Origin of the sequence: Micromonospora sp. NPDC049044 (assembly GCF_040649215.1) — a bacterium.
Classification (GTDB): domain Bacteria; phylum Actinomycetota; class Actinomycetes; order Mycobacteriales; family Micromonosporaceae; genus Micromonospora.
Window position 1 is genome coordinate 1 of sequence record NZ_JBEZFA010000060.1, and the last position, 19,106, is coordinate 19,106.

A 19,106-nucleotide genomic window follows, 5' to 3' on the forward strand; every position below is an offset into this window, starting at 1 on the left:
TATAAATCATAATTGGCACTGGCTTTACAAGCACCCTGTTGAGTTCTCAAAGAACAACCACACACCGACCAGAAGCCCCACCTCAGTGGAACCCCGTTTCGGGGCTTTTCGTTCGCGTCCCTTAGCGCTTCCAGCGCCAGGCACTTTTACTACGTTACCCGCCCGTTTCCGCCGTGTCAAACCGGTGTTTCGCGGTTCGTCATGCTTCATCCGGTAATGCGGGCACCATGTCTCGACCGGCTTGCGCCGCCCTCGTCACGGATTTGGCAGGCCGGCCGCTGCGGTTTCCCGCAAGCTCGCCCGGTGCCCTGCCGGTTGGTAACCATACCCGGTCGGTTTCGCCGAACCAAATCCGCCTCGCGGCGTTTCTGGCGGCACCTCCCGGTCCGGAATCTGGTGGGCATGCCCGCCCGACCCCGAGGCCGTCGGCCGGCGCTCCGGCCGTTTCAGGCTTTCGCCTGTTTCGTCCGTTCCGCGCTGGCAGAGAGAAAGTTACGCGTCCGGCGGGATGATCGTCAAATCCGCCGGACGCGTCCCCCGTCACATCGTCGACAGTCGACTATTCGCCCAGCTCAACGCCGGCGAACGAACGCTTGCCGCGACGCAGCACCAGGTATCGCCCGTGCAGCAGATCGGATGGCGACACTGCGGCGTCCACCTCGGTCACCCGGGTGTTGTTGACATAGGCGCCACCCTCGGCGATCACCCGGCGAGCCTCCTTGAGGCCACTGACCAACCCGGAGTCCCGCAGCAGCCCGGCCACATCCGGCAACTCGCCGGACAGACGCACCAGGCCGGCCTCGGTCAACGCCGCGCGCAGCGTCTCCGGGGCCAGGTCGTCGAGCGACCCCCGGCCGAAGAGGGCCTGACTGGCGGCGATCGCCTGTCGGGCCTCCTCGGGACCGTGCACCAGGGTGGTCAGCTCCTCGGCGAGCGCCCGCTGGGCCAGCCGAGCGGCCGGCCGTTCGGCTGTCGCCTTCGCCAACTCCTCCAGCTCGTCGCGGCTCCGGAAGCTGAAGTAGCGCAGGTAGCGGTCCACCTCCTGGTCCTCGACGTTGAGCCAGAACTGGTAGAACGCGTACGGGCTGGTCATCGTGGGGTCGAGCCAGACGGCACCGCCCTCGCTCTTGCCGAACTTCGTGCCGTCGGACTTGGTGACAAGCGGCGTGGTGAACGCCTGCACCGGCCCCACCCCGCGTCGACGGACGTAGTCGACGCCGGCGGTGATGTTGCCCCACTGGTCGGACCCGCCGAACTGGAGCTGGCAGCCGTGTCGGCGGTGCAGCTCGAAGAAGTCGTTGGCCTGCAGCAGCTGGTAACTGAACTCGGTGAAGCTGATGCCCGTCTCCAACCGGGCGCGCACCACCTCCCGCGCCAGCATCTTGTTGACCGGGAAGTGTTTGCCGACGTCCCGGAGGAAGTCGACAACCGACATCGCGCCGGTCCAGTCCAGGTTGTTGACCAGCTGCGCCGCGTTGTCGCCCGAGTACGACACGAAGGGCGCGAGCTGCTCACGGATCCTCTCCACCCAGCCGGCGATCACCTCGGTCGGGTTGAGCGCCCGCTCGGCGCTCTCCTTCGGGTCACCGATCTGCCCGGTCGCCCCGCCGACGAGCAACAACGGGCGGTGGCCGGCGAGTTGCAGGCGGCGGGCCATGAGCACCTGCATGAGGTTGCCGACGTGCAGGCTCGGCGCGGTGGGGTCGAAGCCCACGTAATAGGTGGCCGCCGTCCCGCCGTCGAGCAGCTCGCGCAGCTCGTCGAGGCCGGTCGAGTCCTGGATGAGGCCACGCCAGAGCAGGTCGTCGGTCAGGGATTCCCGCCGGGTCGGCGGGGGGCTGCTGTCGGTCACGGTCACCGATTCTCCCTCATCGTCGGCTCCGACCCGTACCGGGTTTGCCGCAACCCGCCCCGGTTAGGCTTGCGGCAAGTTGATCGAGGAGGGGTTTGCCGTGGAGATGCCGGACCTGACGGGTGGCCTCGTCGCCCTGCTCGGACTGACGTTCAAGGAGGCGTCCGCCGACCGGGTGGTCATCAGCTGGCAGGTTCGACCGGAGCTGCACCAGCCGTACGGCCTCCTGCACGGTGGCGTGTACTGCTCGGTCGTGGAGACCGCGGCGAGCGTGGGGGGCGGCCTCTGGCTGGCCGACCGCGGCACCGTGGTCGGTGTGTCGAACCAGACCGACTTCCTGCGGGCCGTCCGGGACGGGGAGCTGACCGCGGTCGGCACGCCGGTGCACCGCGGCCGTAGTCAGCAGCTGTGGCAGGTGGAGATCACCGACGCCGAGGAGCGGCTGGTCGCCCGCGGTCAGGTGCGGCTGCAGAACCTGTCACGCCCCTGACCGGCGGCACCGGGACGGTTCAGCTGCGGGCCTCGTCCAGCACCGGCTCCGCGGTCTGCTCGGCGTCGGGGTCGGCCTCCTCGGGTACGCGGCTGACCCGTACCTCGGTGATCGCCCGATGGTCGATGCTGGCCACCATCAGCACCCAGCCGTCCAGGGTGACATCCTCGCCCGCGACGGTGGGGATGTGCCCGAGTCGGGCCAGCACCAGGCCGGCGACAGTGGTGTAGTCGCCGTCCGGCCGCGACGGCAGCTCGACGCCGATGTCCGGCAGGTCGTGCACCGGGAAGGTGCCGGGCAGCAGCAGCGCGCCGTCGGGGTCACGGCGCACCGAGCGCACGTCCCGGTCGGTCTCGTCGTAGATCTCCCCGACGATCTCCTCCAGGATGTCCTCCAGCGTCACGATGCCGTCGACGGCCCCGCGCTCGTCCACGACAAGTGCGATGTGCTGACGCTCGGCCTTGAACTGACGCAGCGCGTCCACCACGGGCAGCGAGTCGGGCAGCAGCATCGGGGGGCGGGCGATCTCGTCGACCGGACGGTCGTCGGGCACGCCCACCAGGTCGCGCAGGTGGATCACGCCGGCCGTGTCGTCCAGGCCGCCGTGTCGCACGACCGGCGCCCGGGAGTGCCCGGTGGCGGCCAGCACGAGCCGCGCGGCCTCCGCGGTGGTCCCGCTGTCGAGCGTGAAGACCTGCAACCGGGGTACGAGGACAGCCCGCAACCGCCGATCCGCGATCTCCACGGCACCGGCGATGATGGTGCGCTGCTCCTTGGTGAAGCCGTGGTTGCCGGCGACGATGTCCCGTAGCTCGTCCGGGCCGATCTCCTCCGGCTGGTGCTTGGGGTTGAGCCCGACCAGGCGGACCACCACGTCGCTGGTGGCGCCGAGCGCCCAGACGGCCGGCCTGGTGAAGGTGGCGAGCAGGTCGAGTGGGCGGGCCACCAGCAGCGCCCACCGCTCGGCGGACTGCATGGCGATCCGTTTGGGGGCCAACTCGCCGAAGACCAGGGTGAAGAAGGTCAGCGCGAGGGTGACCACCACGATGGCCATCGTCTCGGCCGCGCCGCCGAACACGCCGAGCAGCGGGACGAGCGGCTTGGCCAGGGAGACCGCCGCGGCGGCGGAGGCCAGAAAGCCGGCGAGGGTGATGCCGATCTGGATGGTGGCCAGGAAGCGGTTCGGGTCCTTGGCGAGCCGGGCCAGCACCCGCCCCCCGCGACTGGTGCGCTCCAACCGCTGGATCTGGCTGTCCCGCAGCGACACCAGCGCCATCTCGCTGCCGGCGAAGAGCGCGTTGATCACGACCAGGATTCCGACCAGGGCCAGTTGGCTCCCGTAGCTCTGCACGCCCGGTTCGCTCCCTCTGCGGTGGTGGCACCGGCCACTACGCGCGGCGCCCGCCGGTCGGCGAGCCCGCCGGCGTAGGCGTGTCTTTGCCCCGTCCCGTCCCGGCCGAATCCTGCTCGGGCGAGGCTACGCCGAATCGGTGTCCCCGGGGCGGACCGGACGTCGGGCCACCGGGCCGGATCGCGCGCCGGGGCGGTCAGGCCGGATCGGCCGCCGGGGCGGTTGGCAGGTCGAGGACGTACGAGTCGCCCTCCGGGCGGAAGCCGAGCCGGTGGTAGTAGGGGGCGACCATCCGGGGCGGGCTGACCACCCGGTGGAAGCCCCGCTCGGTGAACAGGTGACTGCGCCGGTAGACGAACTCACCCGGGGTGAAGTCGCGGAACTTCGGGGTCACGTAGTCCAGGTCGATCTGGGCGACGCCGCGCGCCTCGGCGTGGGACAGCACCACGCCCACCACCTCGTCGGCGGTGACCACCAGGAAGGCCGATCGTCCGGACGCGTCCGGGTCCCAGCGGAAGTCGGGGTTGAACCGGGCGATGTCGGTGGCGTGCACCCGCAGCGTGTGCGCGAGGAACTGGTCGCCGACACCGACCTCCACCACCTGGTAGGTCTGCTCGTCGTGTCGGGTGGCGAGCATCCCGCGCAGGTACCAGATGTTGATCACCGCGAGCACGATGTTGAGCCCGACCATGGGCCAGACCTCGATAGCGGTGTTGTAGCCGATCAACACGACGCAGCCGACGAGGTTGATCGCGCGCAGTCGCAGGACGCGCGACTGCAGCAGCGACCAGACCAGCACCGCGGAGCCGGCCCAGCCGACCAGATCCAACCAGTTCACCCCGCGAGACTAGTGCCCGCCCAGGTCAGCGGCGTCGGCGGGCAGCTCCAGCAGCCACTCCTCGACGTCCTCTCCGCGGCCGTTGGCGTACCCCGAATCCTCACCGACCACCACGAATCCGCACTTGCGCAGCACCGCGAGGGACGCGGCGTTGTCCTTCGCGGCGCGGGCGTGCACCGGTCGGGGCAGCTCGCGCAGCAGGGCGGCCAGGGCCGCCGTGGCGAGCCCCCGGCCCCAGCGTTCGGGGTCGATCCAGTAGCTGACCTCGGTCTGGTCGTCGACCGGGAAGGCGCTCACGTAGCCGACCACCTCGCCGTCGGCCTCGACGGTGCGGACCAGGTTCGCCGGGTTGGTGAGCACCCGGGCCCAGTGCTGGGCGAACTCACGACGGTCGGTGGGGTCCTTGGGGCCGAACGCGGCCATCCGGTTGGCCTCCGGGTCCTGCTGGTGCAGGAAGAACTCGACGAGGTCGTCCTCGCGGACCGGTCGCAGCAGCACGTCGGAGGTCATCGGACGAGGGTACGCAGCCGAGGGCTCAGTCGCTGACCGCGGCGACCGCCAACACGGCCGCGAGCATCGAGCCGGCCACCGACAGCAGGCGACGCCACGGCACCCGCGCGTCGAGCACCGGCAGGGCACGCCACCGGGTCGCCGCCACCGCCACCCCCGCCGCCGACAGGGCCGCCCCGAGCGGCCAGAGCCAGACCGGCACCACCGACCAGTCGCCCATGCGGTGGGCCAGCCCGAGATAGGCGAACGCCCACACCGACGCCGCCGAGACGGTGACCCGGTCCAGTTCACGGCGGCGGACGGTGCCGAGCAGGGACAGGCCGCCGAGGAAGGTGAAGGCCACCGCGAGACCGGCGCCGATCCAGACCGACGTCCCCGCTGCGGCCGCCCCGGCCTCCGTCTCCGGCACCCCGAGCAGCCGCAGCCCGATCGGTTCGACCTCCCGGTCGGTGTTGCCCAGCACCACCACCGCTCTGCCGGTCGCGCGTTCCAGACCGATGTAGGACCGGAACCCGCTGGTCGCGCCGTTGTGCCAGACGATCTCGTGGTCACCGTGCCGGGTGGTGAACCAGCCGTAGCCGACGCGGGTGTCGTCGTCCTCGCGGAAGCGGGCGGTGGTGGCGTCGGCGCCGGGTGCGGTGCCGGCGAGGGTCGCGGCGGCCAGCCGGCCCAGGTCCTGCGCGGTGGACCAGGGGCCGACGCCGGCCGGGGCGTATCCGACGCCCCACCAGGGGTCGAGGGGGCGATTGGCGGCCCGGCCGCCGTGGGCCCGGTCGGCCGGCAGGTCGTCCGTGCTGGTGGCGATCACCGTGTCGCGCATGTCGAGGGGCTGGAGCAGCCGTGCCCGCAGCAGTTCGGCGTACCCGACGCCGGCCTTCGCGGCGAGCGCGTGGCCGAGCAGGGACGGCCCCACGTTGGAGTAGTGGACCTCGCCGCGCCCGTCGTCGGGTGTGATCCGGTTGGCGGCGCCGCTGATGGTGTCGACGCCCTGCCCGGCGTACGGGTTGCCGCCGGAGAAGTTGGCCCAGAGAAGGCGAGCCCAGCCCAGGACGGAGCCGGGCGCGAGCCGGGGCAGGCCGGCGCGGTGGCTGGTCAGCTCGGCGAGCGTCACGTCACGCGCGGGGCCGGTGATCGTGGGCCAGGTGGCGCCGAGGCGGTCGTCGGGGCGGACGACACCGGCGGCGGTCTGGTCGGCGAGGAGCATGCCGGTGAGCACCTTGGTGACCGAGCCGATCTCGAACGAGGTGTCGGGCTCGACGGGTCGGCCGGTCCGGTCCCGGTCGCCCAGGCCGGCGGTGCGGATCCGGCCGTTCTCGACCAGGGCGACGGCGAGCCCTCGGTGCCCCGACGGGTCGCGTACGGCGGCCCGGGCGGCAGCGGCCAGGTCGGGGTCGCCGGTGGTCTGCGGGCCGAGTCGGGCCAGCCGGGGCATCAGCGCGACCCCGGCGACGCCGACGACCAGCGCGACGACGAGGGTGATGACTGTGGTTCTGCGCACGGTGCTCTCCTTGGTCGCTGCTACTGCGGGCGGGCGGGTCAGCGGCCGGCGGCGGTGAGGATGACCAGCAGCGGCACCACGCGTTCGGCGGGGACGACCCACCGACCCCGGCCTGCGCTGCGCAGCCAACCGGCCGCGGTGATCTGGCGCAGGTGGTGGTGGAGCTGACCGGTGGTGCCCAGGTCCTCGATCTCGGCCAACTCGCTGGTGCTCTCCCTGCCGCCGAGGATCTCGCGCAGCAGCCGCAGGCGCACCGGGTGGCCCAGCGCGGTGAGCGCGCCGGCCAGCTCCGTCCAGTCGGCGGCGAGCACGTCGTCGACGGTGCGGCCGTACTGCCAGTCGTAGTGCTGGTCGGCGACCCGGACGGTGCCGGTGTAGAGGACCGCGCCCGCGCCGTCGGGTGGCAGACGCTGCTTGAGGCCGTCGAGGGCCCAGAAGGTGCCCTCGGGCGCGGGCGGCGTTGGTGGCGCCGCCGTCAGGCGCTCGGTCAACGCGGCGACCTGCGTTTCCAGCGCGGCGAGCCGCGACTCGATGGTGGTCATTAGCCGATAATACGCATGAACGTACTTCCGTATAATCCGGGGGCCGGCAGGTCCGGCGGGGGCCATTGGTCCCGGGCCCCTCGGGCGCAAGGCCTCTGCCCCGGTTGATCATCCAGCGGGATGGTGAGACGGACGGCGTGCCGGTGACGCGCCGCGCGGGAGGGGGAGGTCAACGGTGGCGAAGACCGGCGGTCCGGGCCGGACGCTGGAGGGCACGATCGACGTGCCGGTAGCGGTCGGCCTCGGCGCGGCGGAGGCCGCCGCCCGGTTGCGGGCGAACGGACCCAACGCGGTGGCACCGCCGCCGCGCCGGCATGCCGCCGTACGGGTGCTGCACCAGCTCACCGACCCACTGGTGGCCTTGCTGCTCGCCGCCGCGGTGGTGACCACTGTGCTCGGCGACTACCCGGACACCGCGGTGATCGTCCTGGTCGTGCTGGTGAACACGATCATCGGGGTGGTGCAGGAGATCCGCGCCGACCACGCCATCGCGGCGCTGGGTCGGCTCGCCGCCCCCACCGCCCGGGTGGTCCGTGACGGAAGGGACCTGGCCGTCCCCGCCGCCGACCTGGTCCACGGCGACCTCGTCCGGATCGAGGCGGGCGACATCGTCCCGGCCGACCTGCTGCTGGTCGAGGCGAACCGGCTGCAACTGGACGAATCCGCCTTGAGTGGCGAGTCGGTACCGGTGGGACGGGCCTTCGGACAGGAGGCCCTCGCCGGGACAGTGGTCACCACAGGGCGCGCGGACGGCACGGTGATCCGGACGGGGCCGGCGAGCGCGTTGGGCCGGATCAGCGCCCTGGTCGCCGGCACGCGGCCCGCCGCTACTCCCCTGCAACGCCGGCTCTCCGCCCTGGGCCGCACGCTCGGGTTGGTCGCGGTCGTGCTGTCGGGGTTGGTCTTCGCGATCGGGGTGATCAGCGGGCGGCCGGTGGTCGACATGGCCATCACGGCGGTGAGTCTGGTCGTCGCGGCGGTACCCGAGTCGCTGCCGGCGGTGGTGACCCTCGCGCTGGCGCTGGGAGCACGCCGGATGGCGGCAGCGCACGCCATTCCGCGTCGGCTGCACGCGGTGGAGACACTCGGCTCGGTGACCGTGATCGCCTCCGACAAGACGGGCACCCTCACGGAGGGGCGCATGGCGGTGCAGCAGGTCGCCACCACCACCGGGGCACGGTACGAGGTCACCGGCAACGGGTACGCCCCGCACGGCGCCGTGCATCAGGATGGCGCGCGGGTGGCCGTACCGGAGGAACTCCAGCGGCTGGCGCGGGCCGGGCTGCTCTGCAACGACGCCGCCCTGTCACCACCGGACGACGAACGACGCGACTGGGGCGCCGTGGGCGATCCCCTCGAAGCAGCGCTCGTGGCCTTCGCGGCCCGGTGCGGCCTCGACCCGCAGCGCACCCGCGCTGCCTGGCCACGGGTCGCCGAGCACCCGTTCGACCAGGCCCAACGGCGGATGGTCACCGTGCACCGGTCCTGCGAACAGCGCTATCTCGTCGTCTGCAAGGGCGCCCCGGAAAGCGTCCTCACCCCGTCGCTGCTCGACGCCACCGACGACGAGAGCGCCGCGCTGACCCGCACCGCCCACCGGCTCGCCGGGGAGGGCCTGCGGGTGCTCGCCGTCGCCGCCACCCTGGCGGACACGCCGCCGGACCCTGCCGCGCCGACCGGCATGCGCCCGCTCGGGCTGGTCGCCGTCGGTGACCCGCTACGCGCCGGCGCGCCCGAGATCGCCGAGAGCCTCGACGCCGCCGGGGTACGGCTGCTGCTGATCACCGGGGATCACCCGGCCACCGCCGCCGCGATCGGCACCCAGCTCGGCCTGTGGCACGACGGTGACCCTCTCGCGCGCGGCGACGACGGCTCGACACCGCACCCGGACACCCGGGTCTTCGCCCGGACCCAGCCGGAACAGAAACTCGACATCATCGCGGGCCTACAGGCCCGGGGTCATGTGGTGGCGATGACCGGCGACGGAGTCAACGACGCGCCGGCGTTGCGCCGCGCCGACATCGGGGTGGCGATGGGTGGCGGCACCGAGGTCGCCCGGCAGGCCGCCGACCTCGTCCTCGTCGACGACGACCTGTCCACAGTGGCCTCCGCCATCGGTGAGGGCCGCCGCATCTACGACAACATCCGCCGGTTCCTGCGGTACGCCCTCTCCGGTGGGGTGGCCGAGATCCTGGTGATGCTGATCGGCCCGCTCTTCGGGCTGGCCGTACCGCTGCAACCCGCACAGATCCTCTGGGTGAACCTGCTGACCCACGGCGTACCCGGGGTGGCCCTCGGTGCCGAACCCGCCGAACCGGGCACGCTGCGCCGTACGCCCCGCTCGCCCCAGGAGTCGGTACTCGGCGCCGGGCTCGGTCGGGACGTCCTGGTCACCGGCACGCTGATCGCCGCCGTGGTGCTGGGAGCCGGTGTGGTGGCCGCCGCCCGGGACCTGCCCTGGCAGTCGGTGGTCTTCGTGGTGCTCGGCCTGGCCCAGCTCGGCGTGGCACTGGCCGTCCGGGCACCCCGGCCGGCGGGCGCGCCGCGCGGCAACGCCGGCCTCCTCGTCGCGGTCGCGGTGTCGGCGCTGCTCCAGGTCGGCGGGGTGCTGGTCGCTCCGCTGCGGGACCTGCTCGGCACCGACCCCCTGGCACCGACAGTGCTGCTGGCCTGCGCGGCGGTCAGCGCCCTGCCCGGGTTGGCGCTACGGCTGACCCGTCACCGCGTGACGGGACCAATGGCCCCCCGGTCCCCTACCGTCCGCCCCTGATCATCCACACCGGCCCGACGCAGGATGGAGTCGACATGAGGGAGGACGAGATGACCAGCAGATCCGGTGCCCCGGTGGTGGTGGCGGTGGACGGTTCGACGTCGGCGTTGGAGGCGGTACGGGTCGCCGCGCGGGAGGCCGTGACGCGGGGCCGGCCGCTGCGGGTGGTGCACGCGTTCATCTGGGCGCTGCACGGCGTGTCGCTGGAGCCGGCGCCCGGCGCTCCCGACGACGCAGGGTTCCGACACCAGGCGGAACAGACGGTCGCCGACGCGGTGGCCGAGGCCGGCAAGATCGCGCCGGACCTCACCGTCACCGGCACTGTCGTCGACGGTTCGCCCACGCCCGTGCTGTTGGCCGAGGCCCGGGACGCGGCGCTGGTGGTGCTCGGCAGCCGGGGCCTGGGCGGCTTCGCCGGACTGCTGGTCGGTTCGGTGGCCGTGCAGGTCTCCGCCCGCGCCGACTGCCCGGTACTCGTCGTCAACGGCACGGCCCGCGCCGACGGACCGGTCCTGGTCGGCATCGACGGCTCGGCCCTGTCCACCGAAGCGCTGGGTGTCGCCTTCGAGGAAGCCGCACTGCGGGACACCGGCCTGGTGGCGGTGCACGCCTGGAACATCCCCGTCCCGCCGAGCGCCCTCCTTCCGGTAGCCGACAGTTTCGAAGCGCTCGCCGGCGAGGAGGAGCGGGCGCTGGCCGAGGCGCTCGCCGGTTGGTCCGAGCGGTACCCGGACGTGCCGGTCCGGCGCCACATCGCGTACGGCGCACCGGCGCGGATCCTGGTGGAGGAGTCGTCGCGGGCGCAGCTGACAGTGGTCGGGGCGCGCGGCCGGGGCGCGTTCACCGGCATGCTGCTCGGCTCGGTGAGCCACGCGGTGCTGCACCACTCCCACAGCCCGGTGATGATCGTCCGGCACGTCCGGCAGGACTGACACCCCTGCTCGCCCGCCCTCGCCGACCGCATCCCGGCCGGTCGGTGCCGGCGCGTTCGGCGGCACCGCGACAGCGCACCACCGACAATGAGTTGACCAACCCAGGGGGTGCCGATGAACCGACCCGTCGTGGTGGGCGTGGACGGATCGCCGTCCAGCCTCGTCGCCGCCGAGCACGCGGCCCGCGAAGCAGTGCTCCGGTCCCGGCCGCTGCACCTGGTGCACGGCTTCCTACACCCGCTCGGCTACGGCGTCCCGCTCAACCCGTACGACCTCGGGGTGCCGGCGCCCTCCGCAGAGGCGCAGGAGATGTTGGAACGTACCGCCGCCGAGCTGACCGACCGGTGGCCCGGCCTGGTCGTCGAGGTACGCCAGGTCGCCGGCGGTCCCGGCATCACCATGATCGAGGAGTCCCGCCGGGCCGACCTGGTCGTGGTGGGCAGTCGAGGGCTGGGCGGCTTCGCCGGGCTGTTGCTCGGCTCGGTCGGCGCACAGGTCGCCGCGCACGCGCACTGCCCGGTGCTGGTGGTCCGCCCCGACGAACAGCCGATCCCGGTGGACGACCCGGTGCTCGTCGGCGTCGACGGGTCCGAGTCGTCCCGGCTCGCCGCGGGCTACGCGGCCGACGCGGCCGCACTGCGGGACGTGCCGTTGGTGCTGGTGCACGTCGGCCCACCGGAGGAGGGCCGAACGGTGCCGGAGGAGATCGAGGAGTCGCAGGCCGCGTACCAGGCCGAGGCGGTGCGGCTGCTCGCCGACGCCTCCACAGCGGTCCGCGCCGCGCACCCCGACCTCGTGGTGCGGGAGCATCCGGTCCAGGCGGACGGCGCGGCCCAGGGGCTCATCGAGGCGAGCGGAGGCGCGTCGCTGCTGGTCGTGGGCACCCGGGGCCGGGCCGGGTTCGCCGGGATGTTGCTCGGCTCGGTCAGCCAGGCGGCGATCCAGCACGCGCACTGCCCGGTGCTGGTCGCCCACCCGTACCCGGTCAGCTGACCGGCGCGTCGTCTCCTCGGCCGAGCAGTTGGAGGAAGTCGGTGGTGAGGGCGAACGGGTCGGCGGGGCCGTCGGTCGGCGGCCGACGCTCGATCTGGTCGGCCAACTCCCCCGCGCCGCGCCGGATCCGACCCCGCAACGCGCCGTCGGCGGTGCCGTCGGACCAGTCTTCCGGCGCGGCGAAGACCGCCGTCGGCACCACGACCGACCGCAGGTACGCGAACATCGGGCGGACGGCGTGCTCCAGCGCCAACGAGTGCCGGGCGGTGCCGCCGGTGGCGCCGATCAGCACCGGCCGGTCGACAAGCGACTCCTTGTCCAGCACGTCGAAGAAGGACTTGAACAGCCCGTTGTAGGAGGCGCTGAAGATCGGGGTGACGGCGATCAGGCCGTCCGCGCCGGTCACCGTGTCGACGACCTCACGCAGCGCCGCCGGGGCGAACCCGGTGAGCATGTTGTTCACCACGTCGTGGGCGTACTCCCGCAGGTCGACGACGTGCACCTCCACCTCGGCGCCGCGCCGGACCAACTCGTCGCGGGTGGCCGCGGCGAGCTGGTCGGCGAGCAGCCGGGTCGACGAGGGCTGGCTCAGCCCCGCCGCGACCACGGCCAGGGTGCGGCGGGTCATCGGGTGGCCCCCTCCGGCGCCTTGCCCGTCACGTCGTCGACGGCGTGCACTGTGCTGTCCTTGGCGCCACCGGCGGCGGCGACAAGCGAGGCGTGGGTGGGCGCCTCCGGCACGTGCGCCGGGCGCAGCGCGGCGAACTCCTTGCGCAGCACCGGCACTACCTCCTCGCCGAGCAGGTCGAGCTGCTCCAGCACCGTCTTCAGGGGCAGGCCCGCGTGGTCCATCAGGAACAGCTGCCGCTGGTAGTCGCCGACGTACTCCCGGAAGCCCAGGGTGCGGTCGATGACCTGCTGCGGGCTGCCCACGGTAAGCGGGGTCTCCCGGGTGAACTCCTCGAGCGACGGGCCGTGCCCGTAGACCGGGGCGTTGTCGAAGTACGGACGGAACTCGCGGACCGCGTCCTGCGAGTTGCGGCGCATGAACACCTGCCCACCCAGGCCGACGATGGCCTGGTCGGCGGAGCCGTGGCCGTAGTGCGCGTACCGCTGGCGGTAGAGCGCGATCATCCGCTGGGTGTGCTCCTTGGGCCAGAAGATGTGGTTGGCGAAGAAGCCGTCGCCGTAGTACGCGGCCTGCTCGGCGATCTCCGGGCTGCGGATCGAGCCGTGCCAGACGAACGGGGGCACCCCGTCGAGTGGACGCGGCGTCGAGGTGAACGACTGCAACGGGGTGCGGTACTTGCCCTTCCAGTCGACAACGTCCTCGCGCCACAGCCGGTGCAGCAGCTCGTAGTTCTCGATCGCGAGGGGGATGCCGGCGCGGATGTCCTTGCCGAACCACGGGTAGACCGGGCCGGTGTTGCCGCGGCCCATCATCAGGTCCACCCGGCCGTCGGACAGGTGCTGCAGCATCGCGTAGTCCTCGGCGATCTTCACCGGGTCGTTCGTGGTGATCAGCGTGGTCGCGGTGGACAGCAGCAGTCGCTCGGTGCGCGCCGCGATGTGGCCGAGCATGGTGGTCGGCGACGACGGCACGAACGGCGGGTTGTGGTGCTCGCCGGTGGCGAAGACGTCCAGGCCGACCTCCTCGGCCTTGAGCGCGATCGCGACCATCGCCTTGATCCGCTCATGCTCGGTCGGCTCCCGACCGGTGGTCGGGTCGACCGTGACGTCGCCGACGGTAAAGACTCCGAACTGCATGACCAGCTCCTCGCGTGTCAACCGGGTGCCCCGTGGTACCCGGACGCAGCTCACAACTTATTTGACGACGCAACTATTCCGTCGGCGGCACGGTCCCCGGTGACGCAGGTCACCGCCAGGAACGGACAGGGGTGAACGTGATGGGCCTTTTCGCCAGCTCAGCCCCCCGCCACCGAGGGCAGGACCTGCACCTCCGCCCCGTCACCGACCGGAGTGGCCAGACCGCCGGAATGCCGGCAATCCTCTCCGTCGACGAAGACGTTCACGTAACGGCGCAGCTCGCCCCGCTCGTCACGGATCCGCCGGGACAGCCGCGGATGGTGCGCGGCCAACTCGTCGAGGACCGCCCGCAGCGTGCCGGCGGCGGTGACGCTCAGCCGACTCGCCCCACCGGCCTCGCCGCGCAGCGGACCGGGCAGCAGCACGGTGACCACGTCACACCGTCGCAGCGCGGACGCAGAGCACGTCGGGCAGGTGGGTGGCCACCGTCGACCAGGAGTCACCCTCGTCCCGACTGGCGAAGACCGAGCCGGAGCGGGTGCCGAAGTAGACCCCACCCGGGGTGGCGTCGTCGGCGCACATCGCGTCGCGCAGCACCGCCGGATAGAACGGCCCCTCGGGCAGCCCCACCGACAGCGGCTCCCACTTGCCGCCGGCGTCGGCGGAGCGGAACACCCGGCAACGGTGGTCGGTCGGGAACCGCTCGCTGTCGGCCACCAACGGGAACGTCCACACCGTGCCGCCCCGCCCCGGGTGGGCCACCATCGGGAAGCCGAAGTCGCTGGGCAGCCCGTCGGCGATCGAGGACCAGGTGCGGCCGTCGTCGTCGGAGCGGTAGACGCCGTGGTGGTTCTGCGCGTACAGCCGCTCGGGGTTGGCCCCGTCCCGGGCGACCTTGTGCACGCACTGGCCGAACTCCGGCCACTCGTCGGGCATGAAGTAGGCGCGGATGCCGGTGTTGCCCGGCGCCCACGTCGCCCCGGCGTCCTCCGAGCGGTAGACGCCGCCGGTGGACATGGCGACAAGCAGCCGGGCCGGGTCACGCGGGTGTGGCAGCACTGTGTGCACGGCCTGGCCGCCGAAGCCGGCCTCCCACTGCGGGCGGTGCGGATGGTCCCAGAGGGAGCGGACCAGCTCGAAGCTGCGACCACCGTCGGTGGACCGGAACAACGCGGACGGCTCGGTGCCGGCCCAGACGACGTCCGGCTGGTCGGGGCCGGCCGGCATCAACTGCCAGACCCGCCCGAGGGAGACGCCGGTGTCGGCCGGGAACGCGACAGGTGCCTGGTCCGGCTCGTCCCAGGAAGCGCCGAGGTCGTCGCTTGTGGCGACGCTGGGCCCGAAGTGGGAGCTGGCCATGCCGGCGAGCAACCGCGGGGTGGGACGACGGGTGTCGACAGCCACCGCGTAGACCCCGGTCATCGGAAAGTGCGGGCCGGTGATCTCCCAACTGTGCCGGTCATCGGCGCTGGTGGCGAGAAACAATCCCTTGGCCGTGCCGATCGCGAGCAGTGTTGTCATCACGTCCTCCGAACCGTCAGTGAGCAGGTGCGGTGATTATGGCCACACCCTCTGACACGTTCGCGGGACGCTCGCCGGACCCGCTACAGCCACCAGGTGGCTGTGGTGCCGACGGGTTCTCAGTGTTGGACGAGACCGACGACCGGGACCGGATCGACGTGGCCCGTCGAAGGAAGCGTCAGCGCCAGGGCGAGGCCGACGTCGACCACCGCCGATCGGCGCAGGCGCGCCACGTCCGGCAGCGGAGTCCAGGCCGACTCGATGGTTTGGCCGTTCGGCTCGGGCCGCGGCGTGCCGCCGACAACGCCGACCCGGTAGAAGATGCCGACATTCTGGTGCTCGATCCGCAACCACGCCTCGGCAGCGGGAATCACCCGCGAATCCACGCCAAGGAGTCGCTCGACCACCGCCTCGTAACCGGTCTCCTCGGCGACCTCTCGGATCACCGCGTCAAACGGATCCTCCGCGTGCTCGACCTTGCCGCCGGGCAGGGTCCAGTGCCTCTCGCCGGTCGATGCCACGTAGTGCGCGAGCAGCACCCGCTCGTCCCTGATGCACACCGCGTACGCCGCCAGCCGGAAACTCAACCCGCACCTCCCCGACGGAACCTATCCCGGTGCTCGTGGAGACAGTGTCCGAGTTTCGCCCGATCGGGGCTATCCCTCCACCGCCCTCGCGGTCCGACGGCGGGGCGCGTGCCGTCGGTAGCTGCTCACTGTGGCGTCACCGGTGATCCAGAAGCGCCACGGAACGTCGTGCGCGGCGGCCACTCCGACTCGCGGCCCGGCTGAGATGGCTGACCTCTCGACCGGTCGGGACGGCGGCGTCAACAGCAGCGGCCCCTCGCCATCGAGCAGGGACGTGCCGTTGGCCGACGCGGTGATCCCGAGCGCGACCACCAGCCGCGCGGGCCCGCGGGCGAGGTCACGATCGGGCACCCGATCCCCCCGACGCTTTCGGGCGATGTCCAGGCCGTCGACGACCTCGCCGGCGCGCAGCAGGACGGCCGCCGCCTCCCCCTCGGGACCGCACACGATGTTCAGACACCAGTGCATGCCGAACACGAAGTAGGTGTAGGCGTAGCCGGCCGGGCCGAACATGACAGCGGTACGCGGCGTCGGGCCGCGATGGGCGTGCGACGCCGGGTCCTCCCCCGTGCCCGCGTACGCCTCGACCTCGGTGAGCCTGATCCGGACACCATCGGCCGTGATCTCCCAGCCGAGCAGCGACTGCGCCGTCTCGGCTATCTGGGCGGCGGGGGCGTGTAGCCGGGAGTAGTCCACCGTCCCAGGAAACCCCGGGCGACGGAGTTCGGCAAACCGACACCGCTATAGTTCAACAAAGTGTTGACAACGACATGTTGTTGGTGTGTGCTCGGGACATGACGACGGACGATCCGTTCACCGCACCCCACCCGGCCCACGCCCGCGCCCACCGCACCCACGAGGCGCTGTGGCGGATCAGCGAGCGGCACGCCGGCACCGACGCCCAACGCGGACGCTGGGCCCACCCGCACGTGCTGGACCCCTGGGAGGCGGTGGCCCTGATCACCGCGCTCGCCGCCGGTGGGGCCGAGCGCGAGCCCACCGAGGAACCGGTCGACACCGCCGACCTCACCGCCGCGCTGACCCTGCTGCCGCACGTGCGCGCCGAACTGGACGCCCTGGAAGCCGGGTTGATGACGCTGGCCCGCGATCGGGGATTGACCTGGCAGGCGATCGCGTACGGGCTGGGCCTGGGCAGCGCGCAGGCGGCCCGGCAGCGCTACGAGCGGGTCGCCGCCCGCTCGGCCGAGCCGACCGCCGCGCGGACCGAGCCCGCCACTGACGGACGCCCGGCGTAACCACCAGGTGCCGCTCGCCGTTTGCCTGTCCCGAGCACGCGCCACGCTCGTCCGGGCAACTCCCCGAGTCCGTGTTCCGGAAGGTCACGCTCGCGCTCAAAGACCACGCCGGAACGTCAAGATCGCGCTCGAACATGGATTTAGTGGCCTTGTTCGCGGCCAAGGCCACTAGATCCTGGATCCAGCACGATCTTGCAAGGGCAGGCGAGCTGAGCCGAGCGAGCTGAGCCGACGCGGCGGTCCTGACGACGTGGCGGCGGCACGTCGCGTGCCGACCGGCGGCCGGGCGGGCAGACTGTGCGCACGACGAGGAGGCACCCATGGAGCGCGCGGAGATGCTGACGTACTGCCTGGCCAAGCCGGGCGCGTGGCTGGACCGACCGTGGGAGGGCGACGAGGTGGTGAAGGTGGGCAGTCGGATCTTCGCGTTCCTCGGCAGCGACGAGGGCAAGCCGCGGGTCGGCATCAAGTGCGGGCCGACCCGCGAGGTGGCCGACGAGTGGCTGCACCGGCACCCCGACGACGCCCAGGTGATGGCCTACATCGGCCGGTCCGGGTGGAACACCCTGCGCCTGGACGGCGGGATCGACGACGAGGAGCTGACCGAGGCGGTCGACGCGTCGTACGACATGGTGGTGGCGAAGCTCCCGAAGCGGGAGCGCCCGACGGCCTGAACCGGCGTGGCGCCGGCGGCAGACGCCGACGCCACGGCCAGGTCTACCGCGGGACGACCCGCTCGGCGGCCCACTCCCGCCAGGTGGTCAGCCGGTCCGCGGCGGTGGCGAGCTGGTCGGCCACCGGGCCGGGGCCGGTCGAGCCGGGGGTGGTCCGGGCGGCGAGGGCCGACCGGACCGAGAGCACGTCGCGCACCGACGGGTCGAGGTGCTCGCTGATCGCGCTCAGGTCGTCGTCGGAGACGTCGTTCAACTCGCACTCCCGGGCGGCGCAGAGCGCCACCAGTCGACCGGTGATCTCGTGCGCGTCCCGGAACGGCACGTTGCGCCGGACCAGCCAGTCGGCGACCTCGGTGGCCAGCGAGAAGCCGACCGGTGCGGCGGCGACGAGCCGGTCCACCCGGACCGTCATCGTCGAGATCATCCCCGCCAGGGCCGGCAGCAGCAGCTCCAGGGTGTCGACCGCGTCGAACGCCGGCTCCTTGTCCTCCTGCATGTCCCGGTCGTAGGTCATCGGCAGGCCCTTGAGCATGGTGAGCACTGTCACCAGGCCGCCGACCAGCCGGCCGGACTTGCCGCGGGCCAGCTCGGCGATGTCCGCGTTCTTCTTCTGCGGCATGATCGACGACCCGGTCGCGAACGAGTCGTCAAGCTCCACCCAGCCGAACTCGTGCGAGGTCCAGAGCACGACCTCCTCGCCGAGGCGGGACAGGTGCACCCCGATCATGGCGGTGGTGAACAGGAACTCGGCGACGAAGTCCCGATCGGCGACGGCGTCCATCGAGTTGGCGAACGACGTCCGGAAGCCCAACTCCTTGGCCACGGCCACCGGATCCAGCGGAAGCCCCGAACCGGCGAGCGCGCCCGCGCCGAGCGGGCTGACCGCCGCCCGGTGGTCCCAGTCGCGCAACCGCTCCAGGTCCCGCAGCAGCGGCTGCACGTGGGCGAGCAACCAGTGCCCGAAGGTGACCGGCTGGGCGTGCTGAAGATGCGTCATGCCGGGCGCGGCCGTGTCGACGTGCCGTTCGGCCTGCTCCACCAACGCCTCGGCCAGCTCGACCAGCCGGCTGGCCACGCCCCGGGCGTGGTCACGCAGGTAGAGCCGCAGGTCCGTGGCGACCTGGTCGTTGCGGGACCGGCCCGCGCGCAGCTTGCCACCGAGACTGCCGAGGCGCTCCAGCAGACCGCGCTCCAGCGCGGTGTGCACGTCCTCGTCGTCGACTGTGGGACGGAACGACCCCGAGGCGCACGCCGCCTCCAGGTCGTCCAGGGCCGCCAGGATCCGACCCAACTCCTCGGGGTCGAGCAGGCCGGCGCCGGCCAGGACCCGGGCGTGCGCCCGGGAACCGGCGATGTCGTACGGGGCCAGGCGCCAGTCGAACTGCACACTCACCGACAGTCGGGCCAGTGCCTCGGCGGGGCCGCCGGCGAAGCGGCCACCCCACAGGCTCGTCCGGTTGGTGGCTGCACTGTTCTCGGTCAGGCTCTTGTCGTCCACGTCGCCCATCATTGCTCGGCTTGCCTT

Annotated in this window: 19 protein-coding genes; 6 read left to right on the plus strand and 13 right to left on the minus strand. The window is 72.3% G+C overall.

What is annotated here, in order from left to right:
• Positions 1 to 559: 559 nt before the first annotated feature.
• Positions 560 to 1,852 (minus strand): tyrosine--tRNA ligase, encoded by a 1,293-nt coding sequence (gene tyrS, locus AB0B85_RS31715; RefSeq protein WP_357413183.1) that lies wholly within the window; start codon positions 1,850 to 1,852, stop codon positions 560 to 562.
• Between the two features lie 106 nt (positions 1,853 to 1,958).
• On the opposite strand from tyrS, the gene AB0B85_RS31720 reads away from it, so the two are divergent.
• The gene (locus AB0B85_RS31720; protein ID WP_357413185.1) at positions 1,959 to 2,342 is read left to right on the plus strand and encodes a PaaI family thioesterase; all 384 of its coding nucleotides are present in this window, start codon (positions 1,959 to 1,961) and stop codon (positions 2,340 to 2,342) included.
• 19 nt (positions 2,343 to 2,361) lie between these two features.
• On the opposite strand, the gene AB0B85_RS31725 is transcribed toward AB0B85_RS31720, so the two are convergent.
• From AB0B85_RS31725 to AB0B85_RS31745, 5 genes are all read right to left on the minus strand, one after another.
• Entirely contained in the window at positions 2,362 to 3,693 is a 1,332-nt protein-coding gene (locus tag AB0B85_RS31725) for a hemolysin family protein (protein WP_357413130.1), read from the minus strand.
• A gap of 196 nt (positions 3,694 to 3,889) precedes the next feature.
• The gene (locus AB0B85_RS31730; protein ID WP_357413132.1) at positions 3,890 to 4,531 is read right to left on the minus strand and encodes a hypothetical protein; all 642 of its coding nucleotides are present in this window, start codon (positions 4,529 to 4,531) and stop codon (positions 3,890 to 3,892) included.
• A gap of 9 nt (positions 4,532 to 4,540) precedes the next feature.
• Positions 4,541 to 5,041 (minus strand): GNAT family N-acetyltransferase, encoded by a 501-nt coding sequence (locus AB0B85_RS31735; protein ID WP_357413134.1) that lies wholly within the window; start codon positions 5,039 to 5,041, stop codon positions 4,541 to 4,543.
• A 25-nt stretch (positions 5,042 to 5,066) separates the two neighbouring features.
• A complete protein-coding gene (locus tag AB0B85_RS31740; protein WP_357413136.1) occupies positions 5,067 to 6,539 on the minus strand; it encodes a serine hydrolase domain-containing protein in 1,473 nt (490 codons plus the stop codon).
• A 38-nt stretch (positions 6,540 to 6,577) separates the two neighbouring features.
• Positions 6,578 to 7,081: a winged helix-turn-helix domain-containing protein gene (locus AB0B85_RS31745; RefSeq protein ID WP_357413138.1), complete on the minus strand. Its 504-nt coding sequence runs from the start codon at positions 7,079 to 7,081 to the stop codon at positions 6,578 to 6,580.
• A 175-nt stretch (positions 7,082 to 7,256) separates the two neighbouring features.
• Here AB0B85_RS31745 and AB0B85_RS31750 point away from each other — a divergent pair, with 175 nt between their 5' ends.
• The 3 genes from AB0B85_RS31750 to AB0B85_RS31760 all read left to right on the plus strand — a co-directional run bounded on the left by AB0B85_RS31750 (position 7,257) and on the right by AB0B85_RS31760 (position 11,776).
• Positions 7,257 to 9,851 (plus strand): cation-transporting P-type ATPase, encoded by a 2,595-nt coding sequence (locus tag AB0B85_RS31750; RefSeq protein WP_357413140.1) that lies wholly within the window; start codon positions 7,257 to 7,259, stop codon positions 9,849 to 9,851.
• 50 nt (positions 9,852 to 9,901) lie between these two features.
• On the plus strand, positions 9,902 to 10,783 hold the full coding sequence (locus tag AB0B85_RS31755) for a universal stress protein (RefSeq protein WP_357413142.1): 882 nt from the start codon (positions 9,902 to 9,904) through the stop codon (positions 10,781 to 10,783).
• Positions 10,784 to 10,891: 108 nt separating this feature from the next.
• Positions 10,892 to 11,776, plus strand: a complete 885-nt coding sequence (locus AB0B85_RS31760; protein ID WP_357413144.1) for a universal stress protein — start codon at positions 10,892 to 10,894, stop codon at positions 11,774 to 11,776.
• Here the strand turns inward: AB0B85_RS31760 and AB0B85_RS31765 are convergent.
• The 6 genes from AB0B85_RS31765 to AB0B85_RS31790 all read right to left on the minus strand — a co-directional run bounded on the left by AB0B85_RS31765 (position 11,769) and on the right by AB0B85_RS31790 (position 16,347).
• Positions 11,769 to 12,404, minus strand: a complete 636-nt coding sequence (locus AB0B85_RS31765) for an FMN reductase (RefSeq protein WP_357413146.1) — start codon at positions 12,402 to 12,404, stop codon at positions 11,769 to 11,771. The genes AB0B85_RS31760 and AB0B85_RS31765 overlap by 8 nt on opposite strands.
• On the minus strand, positions 12,401 to 13,543 hold the full coding sequence (locus AB0B85_RS31770; RefSeq protein ID WP_357413149.1) for an LLM class flavin-dependent oxidoreductase: 1,143 nt from the start codon (positions 13,541 to 13,543) through the stop codon (positions 12,401 to 12,403). Before AB0B85_RS31770 ends, AB0B85_RS31765 begins: the two co-directional genes overlap by 4 nt.
• Positions 13,544 to 13,701: 158 nt before the next feature.
• Positions 13,702 to 13,977 (minus strand): ubiquitin-like small modifier protein 1, encoded by a 276-nt coding sequence (locus AB0B85_RS31775; RefSeq protein WP_357413151.1) that lies wholly within the window; start codon positions 13,975 to 13,977, stop codon positions 13,702 to 13,704.
• Position 13,978: 1 nt separating this feature from the next.
• Positions 13,979 to 15,064 (minus strand): exo-alpha-sialidase, encoded by a 1,086-nt coding sequence (locus tag AB0B85_RS31780; RefSeq protein ID WP_357413153.1) that lies wholly within the window; start codon positions 15,062 to 15,064, stop codon positions 13,979 to 13,981.
• Between the two features lie 119 nt (positions 15,065 to 15,183).
• A complete protein-coding gene (locus AB0B85_RS31785; protein ID WP_357413155.1) occupies positions 15,184 to 15,651 on the minus strand; it encodes an NUDIX domain-containing protein in 468 nt (155 codons plus the stop codon).
• A 69-nt stretch (positions 15,652 to 15,720) separates the two neighbouring features.
• Positions 15,721 to 16,347, minus strand: a complete 627-nt coding sequence (locus AB0B85_RS31790; protein ID WP_357413156.1) for a DNA-3-methyladenine glycosylase — start codon at positions 16,345 to 16,347, stop codon at positions 15,721 to 15,723.
• A 98-nt stretch (positions 16,348 to 16,445) separates the two neighbouring features.
• Between AB0B85_RS31790 and AB0B85_RS31795 the strand changes: the two genes are divergently transcribed.
• Positions 16,446 to 16,907: a DNA-binding protein gene (locus tag AB0B85_RS31795; protein WP_357413157.1), complete on the plus strand. Its 462-nt coding sequence runs from the start codon at positions 16,446 to 16,448 to the stop codon at positions 16,905 to 16,907.
• A gap of 320 nt (positions 16,908 to 17,227) precedes the next feature.
• Positions 17,228 to 17,581: an MmcQ/YjbR family DNA-binding protein gene (locus AB0B85_RS31800; RefSeq protein WP_357413159.1), complete on the plus strand. Its 354-nt coding sequence runs from the start codon at positions 17,228 to 17,230 to the stop codon at positions 17,579 to 17,581.
• 43 nt (positions 17,582 to 17,624) lie between these two features.
• Here AB0B85_RS31800 and argH read toward each other — a convergent pair whose 3' ends face one another.
• Complete coding sequence (argH, locus tag AB0B85_RS31805; RefSeq protein ID WP_357413161.1) at positions 17,625 to 19,088, minus strand: argininosuccinate lyase; 1,464 nt, start codon at positions 19,086 to 19,088, stop codon at positions 17,625 to 17,627.
• Between the last annotated feature and the right edge of the window lie 18 nt (positions 19,089 to 19,106).

What these genes read in the sequence shown, in the direction of transcription:
- AB0B85_RS31720 (WP_357413185.1), top strand. Translation starts at nt 1,959, where the DNA reads ATGCCGGACCTGACGGGTGGCCTCGTCGCCCTGCTCGGACTGACGTTC.
- AB0B85_RS31735 (WP_357413134.1), bottom strand. Translation starts at nt 5,041, where the DNA reads ATGACCTCCGACGTGCTGCTGCGACCGGTCCGCGAGGACGACCTCGTC.
- AB0B85_RS31745 (WP_357413138.1), bottom strand. Translation starts at nt 7,081, where the DNA reads ATGACCACCATCGAGTCGCGGCTCGCCGCGCTGGAAACGCAGGTCGCC.
- AB0B85_RS31755 (WP_357413142.1), top strand. Translation starts at nt 9,902, where the DNA reads ATGACCAGCAGATCCGGTGCCCCGGTGGTGGTGGCGGTGGACGGTTCG.
- AB0B85_RS31765 (WP_357413146.1), bottom strand. Translation starts at nt 12,404, where the DNA reads ATGACCCGCCGCACCCTGGCCGTGGTCGCGGCGGGGCTGAGCCAGCCC.
- AB0B85_RS31770 (WP_357413149.1), bottom strand. Translation starts at nt 13,543, where the DNA reads ATGCAGTTCGGAGTCTTTACCGTCGGCGACGTCACGGTCGACCCGACC.
- AB0B85_RS31780 (WP_357413153.1), bottom strand. Translation starts at nt 15,064, where the DNA reads ATGACAACACTGCTCGCGATCGGCACGGCCAAGGGATTGTTTCTCGCC.
- AB0B85_RS31795 (WP_357413157.1), top strand. Translation starts at nt 16,446, where the DNA reads ATGACGACGGACGATCCGTTCACCGCACCCCACCCGGCCCACGCCCGC.
- AB0B85_RS31800 (WP_357413159.1), top strand. Translation starts at nt 17,228, where the DNA reads ATGGAGCGCGCGGAGATGCTGACGTACTGCCTGGCCAAGCCGGGCGCG.
- argH (WP_357413161.1), bottom strand. Translation starts at nt 19,088, where the DNA reads ATGGGCGACGTGGACGACAAGAGCCTGACCGAGAACAGTGCAGCCACC.